Origin of the sequence: Paraburkholderia bengalensis, from assembly GCF_037126505.1 — a bacterium.
In the GTDB taxonomy this organism is placed as follows: Bacteria; Pseudomonadota; Gammaproteobacteria; order Burkholderiales; family Burkholderiaceae; genus Paraburkholderia; species Paraburkholderia bengalensis.
In genome coordinates, this window is sequence record NZ_JACFYJ010000021.1 from 23,997 (window position 1) to 37,328 (window position 13,332).

Sequence of the window (13,332 nt, forward strand, 5' to 3'; positions counted from 1 at the left end):
GGCGGAAAAAAGGACCTGCCGCCCGACAGCGGAGCGGCAGTCCGGCATGAAGAAAAGCGAAATGGGAAAGAAGCAGAGGAATGGCGGACCGGGCCACGCCGATCCGCTTTAGATGACTTACCGGGCGGACTGAAACGACTCAGCGGCCTTCCAGAGCAGCGCGCCAAGAAGTGCGGCGACTATCAGCCAGTAAGCAGCAAGCACCGGCACGGGAGCGACAAGTACGCCAAACAGGGTGCCCGTGACGATCATCAGGCCGTGGCCCGCGAGATGAAAGGAAAGCGGGCTGACATAGCCGGCCGCCGCTGCCTTGATCTTTCTGCGCGCCGTGCCGTCGATAAACATGCCAAGCGCAAAGCACAGCGTGCCCACGATCCACATTTTCATGACCATCGCGCGGAATATCGCCCGGTAAGCGAGCAGCCAGAAATTTTCCGTCCACGTAGCCGAGAAGTTCGATATGCCGCCGTCATTGAATCCGTTGAGGTTGCCCGACGCTGCGAGAGTCCGGTGCAGGAGTCCGTTATCCACAAATGAGCGCTTGAACAGTTCGTTCGCCGAGCGGACGGCCGCGTCCGCCCTTTCCTGCCCGACCGACGCGACGAGTGATTCGGTTTCGGCGTCTGGCACCTCGAAAAGCTTGCGGTCGGGAATCGCAGGCATGACTGCAATCGACAGGATAGGAACGAGGAGAAACCAGACCTTCAGATGCGAACCAAACCGGCTAGCCATGGATCAGCCTCACTACGACGAGAAGAGGGATTGCGGCAACCGCCAGCAATCCGCCCCAGAACAGGAAAGGTCGGTTGACGGCGACGAACGCCAGGGCGTAGGCCCGCGCGCCCGCGCCCGATCTGAACACTTCGGGCGGCGGCTCGTCCGGATCGTCGAAAGCGCTCGCCGTGTCGAGCGCGCGCCGGGCCGTGTCGTAGTCAACCCGGGACAACTTCGCTATTGTCGTAGCGGTGAGCGACATCGTATTCCTCGAAGTAGCGACGGAACGCTTCGCCTTGCAAGACGCGCGACGCCAGTTGAAAAGCTGCGGTGCGCTCGGTAATGTGTTCCGGGCAACGCTCGTCGACCATCTCCAGCTCGCTGTTCTGATGCCGCTCCTCGAAAGCGGGAATCGGCTCCAGCATGGGCGACCAGACACTGATCTTGTCACCGCGGCGCGCAACATAGCGGCGCGCGTAAAGCGACTTGGCAGGCTCGAACAGCCCCTGCATGAATGCGACGTGCTGATCGCCGGTACGCTTGGCTCGCTTGAAGCTCGCCAGCGCTGATTCGATCATCTCTGCGGCCAGCGGCCCCCTGTCGCCAACGAAGCGCTCGCCGACGAAATCGGCAACGCGCGAGCATGCGAGTTCCAGATCCGGCGCAATGTTGAAGACGGGGACCAGCTTGTGCGAAAGCTTGTGATCGCGAATGATGTTTTTGAAAACGGCGGACATAGGGTGTGGTTCAGCCTTCGATAATGGGAATTCGGCCCTGGTAGACGGCACCGCCGGAGATGCGCATGAAGTACTGCAGGTTCGGCAACCGGTGGATCAGGGGCATCGGAATCAGTGGCACCTTCTCAAGCTGAAGGGTGCGTGACTGTGATCCGCTGAACTCCATCGCATGTGCTTCGGTCGTGGTGTTCGTGCTATTCGAGATGTTGACCACCCGAATCGCTGTCTCCCCCACCTTGTCCGAGAACCACTTGGCGGTATCGCTATCCTCCAGTCTAAGGATCACCTGGTTGTTGAGGTTGCCCAAAACCTGCAGCATTTTCGCGGCGTTTCCAAGCTTCGCTTCAAGGTCGGCCCGCGCCTGGAATGCAACAAACGCCTTGAAGCCCGCGCCCCGGCCCTTGTTCAGGATCTGGATTACCTGCTCGTTGATCGCTTCGGCGATCTCGTCGATGATAAGAACGACGTCGGGCTTTTCGGCGTAGAAGTTGTAGATAGACCCGCAGACCGCCGCCACGTCCGACAGCGCCATCGATGCGATCGCCTTCTGAACGATGTTGTTCGACAGCGAGTCGAGGCCCATGTACAGGACGGCCTTCTGCTTGATGATCTTGTCGATGTCCCAGATCTCGCGCTCGTCCTCGAAGTCGTCGGCCTTCGGCGACAGCATGAGGCCCGTCTCGCCGGTAGCGAGCATCTGCAGGAGCGGCAGCGCCGAAGCGATGATCCGCATGTAGTGCTCGCGGTCGTGCGTGTGCGTGGCGATCAGCCCGTCGATGGTCTCGTGCCCGCGATCGTGCGCAGCAAAGCGGTCCATGTACAGCTTGGCCATCCCGTCGACGAGCGAAATGTCGTTCTTGCGGACAGAGTCTTTCACCGTCTGCGCGACCGTCAACTCTTCCCAGTTCCCCATCCCGTTTTCCAGGAAGAAGCGGCGCAGGCCACGCTCGAGCAACGTGCCAATGCCGGATTGCGCGTACTTCAGGATCGAGCGCAGGTTCGGCTTGTCCCCGACGTACAGTTCACCCTTCACCGCACGGTCGATGAACAGAAACGCGAAATCCCGGAACGGCCCTTCTTCCATCAACTGTGCTATCCGCGACGGAATTTCGGACGGCTGCGACCAGTTCTCGAGCGGATTGAGGCGGATCGACTCGTGCGGCTTGGCCTGATTGAAGTACAGGAATTTGCGGCCGGCGCGCGCACACTCTTTTTCCACGCGCTTTTTCCAGTCATCATCGTTTTTGGGGTCGACGATGATCAGCACGTCTTTGGGGTTATGAATGACCTGCGTCGAGATCACCTCGTAGGTGCGGGTCTTGCCTGCACCGGTCGTACCACCAACAAGTGTGTGGCCGCCCATTGCCTTGTAGTGAAACGGCACGCGGACCTTTTTGGGCTCCATGCCGTGAATCCAAGACGAGCCTTGCGGCATGCGGTCCCGGATGCTGTCGCGTGGCGCGAAGAGCCGCTCGATCCGCGCTTCCGTCTTGCGGCCCAGATCAGTCTTGTTCAGCCACTTCGGCAAGGACGGAATATCGGTAACGGGCATGCGGAGAATGTCGTGCGCGATCTGGGTGTGCTTCTGAGTCCATTCAAAGCCGGTGCCGAGATACATCGAGTCTTCGCGCTCACGCATCTTGCGCTGCGTCTCAAGCAGCTTGCCAATATGGATCTTGCTCAGCCATTTGGTCGAGATCGCCATACGGAAGCTGAGCGCCCGCCAGACCTGAATTCCGCGGATGACCAGCAACGCGAAACATACGAGCGCGAACGCCCAACCATAGGGCATGCCCGATGCGAAGAGGCCTACGATTACGACCGGCCAGACGATCAGCGGCCGGAACTCGTAGATGGGGCGAAAGTGGTTAATGTAGTTCATGCCTCCGGGCGCTCCATGATAAGACGACCGGCCCGCTCAACGATGCAGATGTCGTTACCAGCCGCGCGCAGCAGCAGGCTGCGCTTCCTGAGTTGCTCGACGAGCGTATCGCTCGTAATGCCGTAACCGCCGATCAGACGCTTCTGCACGGCCAGCCCCTTCTCTTCCCACGTCACCTTTGCCTTGCCTGCTGCGACATCGCCAGCGAGCGCCCGGAAGAATTCGCGCATCATCGCGGAGCCCGGGCCGAGAACTTCGGTTAGCTCTTCCTCCGTTGGGCCGTTGCGGGTTGGCCGCGCAGCAGCGGGTGCGCCCGCTGTCATCTGCGACGGATCGACGGCGGCCGCCGGCGAGGGCCGCACGGCGGACGGGTCAACGGGGCCAGTCGCGGCCGCCGTGGCGGCCTGAGCTTCGCTGCGCTCCAACGCATCGAGCAACGACTGGGAAAGCTGTGGTCCGCCCGAGATCGAACCAGAATTCGGCTGGGCCGCGCTGCCGGACGGCAAAGATGCCGCCGCTTCACTGGCGGTCTGCGCGGACGGTGCGAGCGGTGCCGCTTCCGTTGGGGCGGGCGGAACCGGTGTTGCCGCGACGACCTGCGGCTGCAGTTCAAGCGCCACATGCACTGCGGACGGCACGTCGAATTTCACTGGCGCGAATACGCCGCGCTGCGCCTTACGCTCGAATTCGACCGAAACGTCCATCGCCTGACGCACCACCTTGTGAACCAGCGCTTCAAAGCCCTGCGGACTCTTCTCCGGGTTGATCGCGCCAAAAAGATCGGCAAGTACTGCGTTGTCCAGTCCTGACAGCAGTTCGGGCGTGATGACGGTTTGCGCGAACATCGCTGTGCGCATCCGTTCACTTTTGAGCGGTGCCGCTCGCCGCTGTACCAGATAGTCACCCTCGCCCACCCAGTTGCCGAATGCTCCATGCGCAGCCGGACTCCAGGCCACATGATCGACTACCCGCACGATCTCGAAGTGCCTGCAGGGCTCGTCAAGCGACGAACAGGCGGCGGCGAGAAACACAGCGTAGATGTACTGCGGCTCCAGACGCCGCCGCTTGTCGGACGTCATGTCGGCGGCAAACTTCTGGCCGCCGGCGAGCCGCATCGCGTAAAACGTCGATTCGATAGTCGCGCGGAATGCGCCGCCCGGTTCGGCGTGCAGCTCAGGCGTGAGCGGCATGGACGAGAACCACGCCGCGCACCGGCGCAGCACCGAGAGCCATTTGCGTTCAAATTCCGCTTCGGTGCTTTCATTCGCGCACTGTCGCACCAGCTCGATGCGCTTTTCATGCGTGGCCAGCAGGTCACTGGCCCTCATGGGACGGTGAACGACGCTCATGGGATAAACCTCATCGCCGTCTTCAGTGCGCTCGTGCCAGTCGCCCCCGAACCGCCGCCAAACATCCCCGCGAGCTTTGGAATCTCGAACGACAGCATCAACAGGAAGATCGCGAGGTCAAAGGCAAAACCAGCACTGAGTTGTGTCCCGGTACCATTCGACGTCGCCTGGCCGACCGCGCGCGAGATCGATCCGCCCATCAGTGCGAACAGCACCGCCACCATGACCACGTACATTCCCGCATTGATCATCCAGTCAAGCCACCGCTGGAAGTAGCTGCGGGTGTAGCTCGAGAAGCCGAGCGCCAATGCAATCGGCCCCAGCACAATACCGATCGCCGCATGAATCTGGCCGATTGCGGAGTAATACATGAAGACAATCGAGGCCACGCACATCGCCAGAAAGGCCAGAAAGAGCGCGACGACGTCCGTGAGGGTACCGTTGAATTCGGTCAGTACCTTTATGTTGAAAAGCTTCGACTTCACGGCGTCCAGAAAACTGCCCCCGAGCGTCGAGAGTTGCGTCGATATGTCGTTGTTGGCTCCGCCCCCTATACTTGTCGCCAGGTCCTGAAACCAGGTCCAGAAGCCCGGCGCGGACGTTGTATAGCCGAGGTACAGCGCAACGAATATGCCGAGAACGGCAACCTCTTCAAACAGTCCTACCCACGCCGTGATGGGGTGGTGCGTTCCGGAAAACCGCACGCCGGCCAGCACAAGCGTGATCACGCCGAGTCCCCATGCGAACTTGTTGGACTCTTTGAGAACCGTGTTGCTGACCGTGACGGCGGTCGGGATCAGATTGCCAACCAGCCCCGAGATCTGTCGTTGTGCATCGCCCGCCCCCTTGGCCCAATCACCGTCCTGGCCAGAAAGCGGCGCTGTCGTTGATGAGCCCGACGTGCTGCTGCTGTCGTCTGCGAAAGCTGCTGGCGTTGCCAGCGCCACGCCAAGCACAAGACAGAGCGGAAGCAGGACGCGGATCAGCCGCCTGAGAAAGAAATGACTCACGACTTATTGCCCCAGCACGTTTGAAGTTCCGAGCGTTGCGTTATAAGCCGCCCGTTCCTTGTCCAGCTTGATTTGAAGCGCGGCCTTCGCGGCATTGCGCGACTTGTCGTCTGCGGCATCGGTCGATTTCGCGACGGCGTCGCTCTGCTGCTTCGCGGCCATCATCTGCAGCATGTCGCTGTTCTGGCTCGCGACGATGTCCAGCAGGTGCGTGGTGAGTTGAGCCGTCGCCTCCGCGGTCGGCGACATGTTCAGCTGGTCCTGGATCTCCTGACGGCGCCTGGCCAGCACGCTCACGTGCGAGATGACGTCGTTGCCCTGCTGGAACAGCTGCTTTGCCGTCTGGTCGTTGTTGCTGATCAGGGTGCTCTGGTCCGCAAACCACTGGCTCGGCGTCTTGCCCGACTGCGTAATGAGCGCCTGCACCCTGGTCGCGTACTCAGCGTTCGATTGCAAGCCGCCATAGAGCGCTTTCATCGTGTCCGTGTACTTGTTCAGCGTGCTCATATCGTTGCTGATGGTGTTGGCCTGCGCCAGCATCGCAGCCGGATTCAGATTGGTCGCCTGTTTAAGCTGATTGAGCATCATCTGGTACTGGTAGGCGAGATTCGTATCCTGATAGACCTCACCTTTGACCGCGCCCATCGCCGTCAGCGTGTTTTGTACAAAATTCGTCGGATCGAAGACAGGCAAGGTTGCATCGCTTTGCTGCACAAGGCCAAGGGTCAGGACGGCGGCAGCCGTTACGGTGCGGAGCAGTGTTTTCATCATGGTGAGGATTTCCAGGAGTAAGACTGACGTTATGCGGATCGCGGTCAGGCGTTTGCGAGCACGTCGCGCACGTATTCGTCCTGCCAGTTGTCGACGCCTGACTTCACGTGTTTGTCGAGAATTGCCTGCGCGCGACCATCGGAGCGGAGATAGGCAAGCGATTCCTTCGGGAAGGTTGCCTGCAGCATGCGAGTCTGCGTCGACGTCACCCACAGGTAATCGCGGTTTGGCACTGCGTTCGAAATCATCCGGATCTGGTGTTCGGTCAGGCCAAAAATGTCCCGGTACAACGCCTGGTTGTTGATTGCGTCGCTGTTGGGCAGATAGATGATGTTCGGGATGTTCTCCTTCATGATTTCGAAGTTCGCCACGCGCGCCAGCTGGCCCAGCGATTGCGTCGCCATCAGCAGGGCAGCGTTGAGCTTCCGGATAGTCACCGCCCAGATTTCAAGCCGCGCGTAGAACTTCGGGTAAGTGAAGAAGAAGCCCGCCTCCTCGATCTCGATCACGGTGTAGCGCTTGCCGTCGAGAATCTGCGCGATCCGGTAGAACGCGTAGTCCATGAACAGCGCTGCCGCCACCGGGAAGTTCTGGAAAAGGTCGCCCATCTCGATCGACAGGTCATCGGAGAGAGAAAATCCGTCTTCTACGTGATCGAAGAACCGGCCGTTTTTCTGACCCTCGGTCCAGACCGCAAGGCGCTCGCGAAGCTCGTCGGGCAACAGCGTAATCAGGCCGGTCAACCGCCACTTCTCGCGTCCATAGGCTTTCGCCAGCGTACGGATGCGCTCGAAGATGATTGTTTCCTGCTGCGGGGTGCAGGTGAAGTCCTCGCCCTCGATGACGAGCTTCACCCATTCGGCCACGTAAGGCCAGTGCTTCTCTTCGCCGATGAGCGACAGCGGGTTGACCGACGTCGCCGCCTCAAACCGGCCCGTCGCGTCTATGAAGCGACGCCGCCCAGCAGCGTCGGGATGCGCGTCGAGCGGTCCTTGTCGAAGCGGATGCGGCGCGCGCCGTGCCGACCCGTTTGCGACATCAGATAATTGAGCAACACGGACTTACCAGCGCCGATGGGACCAACGACCAGCGTGTGCGCCTTGCCGCCCGGGTGATGCAGGTCGACGTTCTGCAGTGTGCGATGGCGCGTCGGCAGGCAGGTGAGCGGCCCGGTCTTTTTGCCGGACTGCTGCGTCAGCCACTCGTTGACGGTCGAGCCCTCGCCGACGCTGCACAGCGGCGCAATGTCGGAGACGGCCGGGGTTTCAACGAACTGCAGGCGCTTTTGCTGATCCCAGCGCCCGGGCAGAGTCGAACACCATGCAGCAAACAGATTGTCTTTTTCCACGATGACGCCGAATCCGGCGTTGCCGATGACGCCGACGACCTGTCGTGTGGCGTCTTCACATTCCTCGGGCGTGTTGCCGTAGACGATGACCGAGATGTTTGCAAACCCGTACTGCTGGCCTTCGGCCTCCAGCTTCGCAAGTGCCGCGCTGGCCTCTTTTGCAAGCTGCTCGCGGCCTTCGTCGTTCTTCTGCTCTTCCTTTGTCGCCCACTGCTTGAGGATCGCTATTGGATTGAACGCGGCGGCCTTGTAGAAGCCGCGGATCTTGCGGATATATGCGCTCGCGCGCGAGGTATCGAGAAAGCGGAACATGACGCACACGTCGAGCTCGGCATCAACCTGTGAGAGCACATCGAGCGCCGCTTCCTGGAAGCCCATCCACTCTTTCACGGCAATGATTCTCGCGTACACCTTGCCGTGTGCCGACTCAAACATCAGTTGCTCGGCGCCGATCGTGACCTGTGTTTCCGTCAGATGGGTGTCGAGCATCGTGACCGGGTAGCGCACGCGGCGCTTGGGGGTGCTCGGATTTGCACGCTGATGCAGGAATGACAGCGCGTTCTGAAGTTGCAGCCGCTTCATTTTCAGACGCGTCACGCCGCCGGTGAACCCGTCAATGACGGCCTCAAACCGCTTGATCTCGTTCTGCAGTTTTGTGAGGTCAAAAACGAAGGCGCTGCGGGCAAGCACCATATCCTTCGCCGCCTCAAAAAGTGCGACGAAAACGTTTTTGCCCCCGACCGTCATGTGATAGCCGATCTTGTCGAAGATGCGCGACAAACCGGTTTCCGGCGTGAACGCGAGCGCGAGCGAATGGGAGTTGCGGAAATACTTGCCGCTCCCAATGTTCGCCTGGTTGATGGCGTCGATGCGCGCGTCGGCCTCGGCACCGAAGTTACCTTCGACTCCGCCTTTCACGCGCCGGTGCGAAACGCGCCACCATGCGGTGACCCGGTGATCGAAATTCCGGCATGCGTGATCAAGGTTGTCGCGCGCGGCCGTAATGTCGCCGGGGTTCGGCGTATCTGCGTCGATGCCGTCGAACTCGAACACGGTGACGAGCGAACCATCCTTGTCCAGTACCAGCTCGGGCGTGACGAGCGTCATCCACGGCGCAACTTCCTGCACCGCGCGCTTCGTGAATGGCATTCTTAGCATGGGAGATCCTGATCAAACCCGTAGGGGCGCTTGAAACGTGCGCTGAACTTGCCGTGAGGCTCGGGCGCATAGACATCGGGATAGCGGTTGTAAATGAGCATGACGAGCCGCCACCACGGGTCTTTTGAGCTTCGCCACCGCAGGTAGAAATGCACAACGACGCCCAGCACCAGGAACGACGGCGTCCAGCTCGTGTAGGTAAGGAGCGCCGTGAGCGTGCCGTTCAGGATCGCCAGCATCCGGTCCGCCCCGCCCATCTGGCGAGGCAGCGAGAGCCCGCGGCTGACCTTGTGCTGGCGCATATCAGCAGGCGACTGTCATGTGGAAATGATCGCGCATGATCGGCACTGCGACCGAGGCGATACCGAGGCCGATCAGCACCACGGAAAACGTCTTGGCGATGTTGCTTTCCGAATTTGCAACGGCAACGCCGCCGAGCACGATCAGGATGATGCCGATGCCGTACAGGTACGGACCGCTGATAAGGTTGGTGATCGTGCAGATGATGTCGGTCAGGCCTGTAAGCGACGAATAGTCGCCCGTAGCAGCCATCGCCGCAGCCGACGCCACGCTCAGCAGCGCGCCGACAATCATCGGCTTACCCGGTTGCAGCTTCTTCCCCACCGCGGCAGCCGTACTGAAAAACTTGCCTTGCTTCATTTTTTGATGCTCCCGTTAAAAAACCCGTCGTAGGTCATAGTCGTTGTTGCGAAAGCCCCGGATTTCGAGGATTTCGGAGACGTGCCGCATCTCGCCCGTGCGTTTGAAATGCACCACGTAGTTGAAACAGTCGGCGATGTTTTTCCGCATGTCGTCGAGTTCCCAGCGGGAACCTGTCGGTATGCCCAGCATCGCGAGGCTCTCCAGGCGGCTGAGTGCGGTGCGCGCATTGTTGGCGTGAAGCGACGCGAGGCCGCCGTCGTGGCCCGTATTGAGTGCCTGGAGCAGGTCGTAACCTTCCCCACCGCGGACTTCGCCAACGATGATCCGGTCCGGTCTGAACCGCAGACACAGCGCGACAAGCAGCTGCGTCGTGACGTTCGTATCGGCGTTGGACAGGAGGCGCACGCGGTTCGGAACCTGGACCTTCAGTTCCATCGTGTCCTCGATGGTGATCACGCGCTGGTCTTCGGGAATGACGCCAACGAGTGCGTTGAGGAACGTGGTCTTGCCCGCCGACGTGCCGCCGGCGACGAGAATGTTTTTCCGCGACTGCACAAGGGCCTTCAGTGCGCGCATGAGCGCTTCATCCTCGATGCCATCTTCGAAATGAATGGCTTCCGCCTCAGCCGGGCGCGCATTTGCCGCCGAGAACGCGCCCATGCTGACGTAGTCGTCGAGCGTCATCTTCGACTCGCGATGCTTACGGATGCTGAGCGCGTGACCGTCGATGGCGGTCGGATTCATAACCGCAGCGATACGCAGGTTCTTGTGACCGGCGTTGATGATGCCCTTGTCGCTTCCCGCATGTGCCGACTTGTCCACCGATGATGCGAGCGAATGAATCGCACCTTCAAGGTGCTCCGGGCGAAGGTCGACATTCACGCGAGACATCACGCCGCGATGCTCGATCCACACGTTGCGATGGTCGTTGACCATGATTTCCGCGAGGTCGGGCGCGTCGAGCAGTTCCTTAAGCGGGTTCAACGCATCGAAGAACATGGCGACGGCTTCCGCTTTTAGCGGCTGAAGCTTCAGCAACGGATTGTTGTCAGGGTCTTGCATGAGCGGCTCTATGGGCGTCTAACATGCGACTATTGTTCTCGCTGGCACAGCCGGGCAGGCTTCAAAAGGGGCACGAAATCACGCGGCTTTTGCGTTGTGCGGTGACCACATGCGGCCACGATATTCGTCGTTGGCTATCCGGGCCGGCATCGTTGCGGCGCGTCGCCGTTTAACGCGTTACAGATGGAAACCCGGAAAGACCCCCGAAAACGTATAGCTTTCCCCCGCACCGTCGCGGAATCTGGTGGTCCAGAGGCGCGATTTGCGCGGCGCGGGCGAAAAAAAAACCCGGCACGAGGCCGGGTTGGGATCAAAAGAAAGGAGTCGATCAGCAGATAACTTCGACCGTCTCACCGAATGGCGCTTTGCGTGCCCGCGTAAGCGGCGTGGTCGATGCCCACAGCACCGGGTAATGCGGTGCCGACGCCGGAAAAGCACCAGCCATGTCCGTCAGATAGACGAGAAAGGCCGGATTCATTCCGTCGGCTGCCACGCGGTTGAATGGATCAGTGAACGCCGTACCGCCTCCACCGCGCACAGGTTTGATATCCGGCGAGTCGCCACGCTCGAAAATCTGCACCTGCGTCACGCGCACATCGCAGTCCATCACGATCAACCGTGCCGGCTTGAGCGTATGGAACACCGAAAGGATCTCGGCATCGAACTGCGCCTGCGTCTCGTCAAATACCGAACCGCTGGAATCGCGCACGAACACCGCATCACCAACGGCCGGCGTGTGCAACGAGGGCAGATAGAACCCCAGATGCAGGTATCGGCGATTCGGCTGGGCGAAGCTGTAGTCCGTCGGCGATGACTGTTGCGCGAAGCGGTGAAGCACCGCGCGCCAGTCAACAACGGGCCGTACTGCCTCGCCAGCCATCGCCTGCAGGTCGCCCGGCAGCTTGCCGCGCATCTGCGCCGCTTTTGCGGCCTGCACGACGGCTACCTTCCACTCGGCTTCCTTCACAGGCTTGTCAGTCCCCGAGTACTGGCGGACCTCACCGCACGATGAACCAGCAGACGTCCCTGGATCACCCTGCCCGCCACCTGCCTGCGACTGCGGGTTCGGATTGCCACCCTTGCCACCGGGCTTGCCATCAGCCTGGCTGCCACCCTTTGCATCCGGCGCTGATGAGTGACCATCCTGCCCGGGCTGCTGCCGCTGCGACTGTGGATCGGACTTGGGTTGCTCAGGTTTGGGCTGTTTCTGCTTTGCCTCCTGAGTCAGTGCGCCATAAATCTCTTCGACCGACTTTCCAGCAAACCGTGCGTCATGCAGCGCGCCCTTCGGCAACACGAAATCCGACGAAGTGAGAATCGGAGAGATCGCGTATTGGCTTGAGTCACTCCATCGCCCGCTCTCTCGCGCACCCTGACGCCAGCAATGACCGTTGGCCACCTGCATGACTTTCAGCGCCAGCACGCCCCGCAGTTCCAGGTCGCTCAGCCTGTCGACATATTCGGGGTTGTAGCCCAACGATTCCCCGTCTACCCAGCATTCCTTCGTTGACCGGTCCTCAACCATCTTCAGGCGCAGTGCGAGCGACCCGAAAAACGGTTGGGACAGGACAAGCTCAGTACGCTGTCTGGCAATGCGCGGATGGACCGCGCCATTGCCAGCTACCGTCTCGGTGCGATCCATGAGCGCCCCCTTAAGCAACGAGGCGCAATTGCGCGCTCTGGTCCGCGGGCTCGATCTCCGTTGCCGGCGTCATGCCCATGAATGCGGCCATCAGCCCTTCGATCTCCTGTGCCTTGCTGGCCACCTGGGAACGCAGGACATTCGACTCCTTCAGGTCCGCACCCGTGTGAACGGCGAGATGCGTCTTTGCCTGATCGAGGATGTGCGTGAGCTTCGGATCGTTAGAGAAGTTGAGCTTCGGCAGCAACGCGCACAGGTCGCGCACGTTATTGGCCACGTCCAGACGCACGTTGCCCGTCGCATACAGCCGCGACGCCATCTGCGAAACGGCCGTATACATCCGCTCGACGAGATCCTCGTTCGCGGTCGCGATCGACGCCAGCACATGGTCATCGAGTTCGCTTTTCAGCGTCGTCAGCACGTCTGCAGGCAGGTCGACGCCGAACTGGCTGGCGTCAGGAAACGGCAGTACGGCCATCTTCACGCCGAACTTGGAGGACAGTTCAGCGAGGGTCGGATAATCCGCCTCGTTGAACAGGCCGTTCAGTTCCGACCGGGCGCGCTCCTTCAGGTCCAGGTAGTCGGTGAGAAACACGGATACCGCCAGATCGAACTCGTCTTTCAGCGAGCGCATCCGGTCAGCGAATTCCATGTAGATCATCGTCGGCAGCAGTCGCACCCCAAGCTGGTCGTACTTCAACGAGTGGTCGTAGAAGTACTTCCGGATGCGGCCCGCGAGCGTCACCACCTCCTGAAAACTGGGGGAATTTTCGGGCAGCAGGCGCTTGTTGAATCTGCCGATGCCCTTTGCATGGTGCTTGTTTTCGACCTCTTCGGTGGCCTTGCCGTCGAATCGACGGGCAACCCACGTGGAGATCGTGACCGAGCACAGCATGACTTTCGACTGGATGTTGGTGTTCATGAGAAAACTCCGTATAGAAAATGAATGGATGAGGCGAAAAAAAAAGGCCCTGCGTGTCCTCGCGGACACGGCAG

12 protein-coding genes and 1 pseudogene are annotated in these 13,332 nt (G+C 60.6%); all 13 read right to left on the bottom strand.

Annotation, left to right across the window (positions count from 1 at the left end):
- Nucleotides 1-117: 117 nt before the first annotated feature.
- A complete protein-coding gene (locus tag H3V53_RS15055; protein WP_336598604.1) occupies nucleotides 118-732 on the bottom strand; it encodes an IncC plasmid conjugative DNA transfer DtrJ family protein in 615 nt (204 codons plus the stop codon).
- Nucleotides 725-976 carry a hypothetical protein gene (locus H3V53_RS15060; protein ID WP_336598605.1) on the bottom strand — a complete coding sequence of 84 codons (252 nt, stop codon included), beginning with the start codon at nucleotides 974-976 and terminating at the stop codon, nucleotides 725-727. The genes H3V53_RS15055 and H3V53_RS15060 overlap by 8 nt, the downstream gene beginning before the upstream one ends.
- Nucleotides 933-1,451 carry a hypothetical protein gene (locus H3V53_RS15065; RefSeq protein ID WP_176112733.1) on the bottom strand — a complete coding sequence of 173 codons (519 nt, stop codon included), beginning with the start codon at nucleotides 1,449-1,451 and terminating at the stop codon, nucleotides 933-935. Before H3V53_RS15065 ends, H3V53_RS15060 begins: the two co-directional genes overlap by 44 nt.
- A gap of 10 nt (nucleotides 1,452-1,461) precedes the next feature.
- A complete protein-coding gene (gene traD / locus H3V53_RS15070) occupies nucleotides 1,462-3,333 on the bottom strand; it encodes a conjugative transfer system coupling protein TraD (RefSeq protein WP_336598606.1) in 1,872 nt (623 codons plus the stop codon).
- Nucleotides 3,330-4,682 carry a TraI domain-containing protein gene (locus H3V53_RS15075; protein ID WP_336598607.1) on the bottom strand — a complete coding sequence of 451 codons (1,353 nt, stop codon included), beginning with the start codon at nucleotides 4,680-4,682 and terminating at the stop codon, nucleotides 3,330-3,332. The genes traD and H3V53_RS15075 overlap by 4 nt, the downstream gene beginning before the upstream one ends.
- Nucleotides 4,679-5,692, bottom strand: coding sequence for a type IV secretion system protein (locus H3V53_RS15080; RefSeq protein ID WP_336598608.1), 1,014 nt, complete (start codon nucleotides 5,690-5,692; stop codon nucleotides 4,679-4,681). The genes H3V53_RS15075 and H3V53_RS15080 overlap by 4 nt, the downstream gene beginning before the upstream one ends.
- 3 nt (nucleotides 5,693-5,695) lie before the next feature.
- Nucleotides 5,696-6,463 carry a type VI secretion protein gene (locus H3V53_RS15085; protein WP_336598609.1) on the bottom strand — a complete coding sequence of 256 codons (768 nt, stop codon included), beginning with the start codon at nucleotides 6,461-6,463 and terminating at the stop codon, nucleotides 5,696-5,698.
- Between the two features lie 44 nt (nucleotides 6,464-6,507).
- A pseudogene (locus H3V53_RS15090) lies at nucleotides 6,508-8,969 on the bottom strand (VirB4 family type IV secretion system protein).
- The gene (locus H3V53_RS15100) at nucleotides 8,963-9,271 is read right to left on the bottom strand and encodes a VirB3 family type IV secretion system protein (RefSeq protein WP_122984699.1); all 309 of its coding nucleotides are present in this window, start codon (nucleotides 9,269-9,271) and stop codon (nucleotides 8,963-8,965) included. The pseudogene H3V53_RS15090 and the gene H3V53_RS15100 overlap by 7 nt, the downstream one beginning before the upstream one ends.
- Nucleotide 9,272: 1 nt before the next feature.
- A complete protein-coding gene (locus H3V53_RS15105) occupies nucleotides 9,273-9,629 on the bottom strand; it encodes a TrbC/VirB2 family protein (protein WP_336598610.1) in 357 nt (118 codons plus the stop codon).
- Nucleotides 9,630-9,644: 15 nt separating this feature from the next.
- On the bottom strand, nucleotides 9,645-10,694 hold the full coding sequence (locus H3V53_RS15110; RefSeq protein WP_336598611.1) for a TadA family conjugal transfer-associated ATPase: 1,050 nt from the start codon (nucleotides 10,692-10,694) through the stop codon (nucleotides 9,645-9,647).
- A 328-nt stretch (nucleotides 10,695-11,022) separates the two neighbouring features.
- Nucleotides 11,023-12,336 carry a vWA domain-containing protein gene (locus H3V53_RS15115; protein ID WP_336598612.1) on the bottom strand — a complete coding sequence of 438 codons (1,314 nt, stop codon included), beginning with the start codon at nucleotides 12,334-12,336 and terminating at the stop codon, nucleotides 11,023-11,025.
- 10 nt (nucleotides 12,337-12,346) lie between these two features.
- Nucleotides 12,347-13,258, bottom strand: a complete 912-nt coding sequence (locus tag H3V53_RS15120) for a hypothetical protein (RefSeq protein WP_336598613.1) — start codon at nucleotides 13,256-13,258, stop codon at nucleotides 12,347-12,349.
- Nucleotides 13,259-13,332 lie beyond the last annotated feature (74 nt).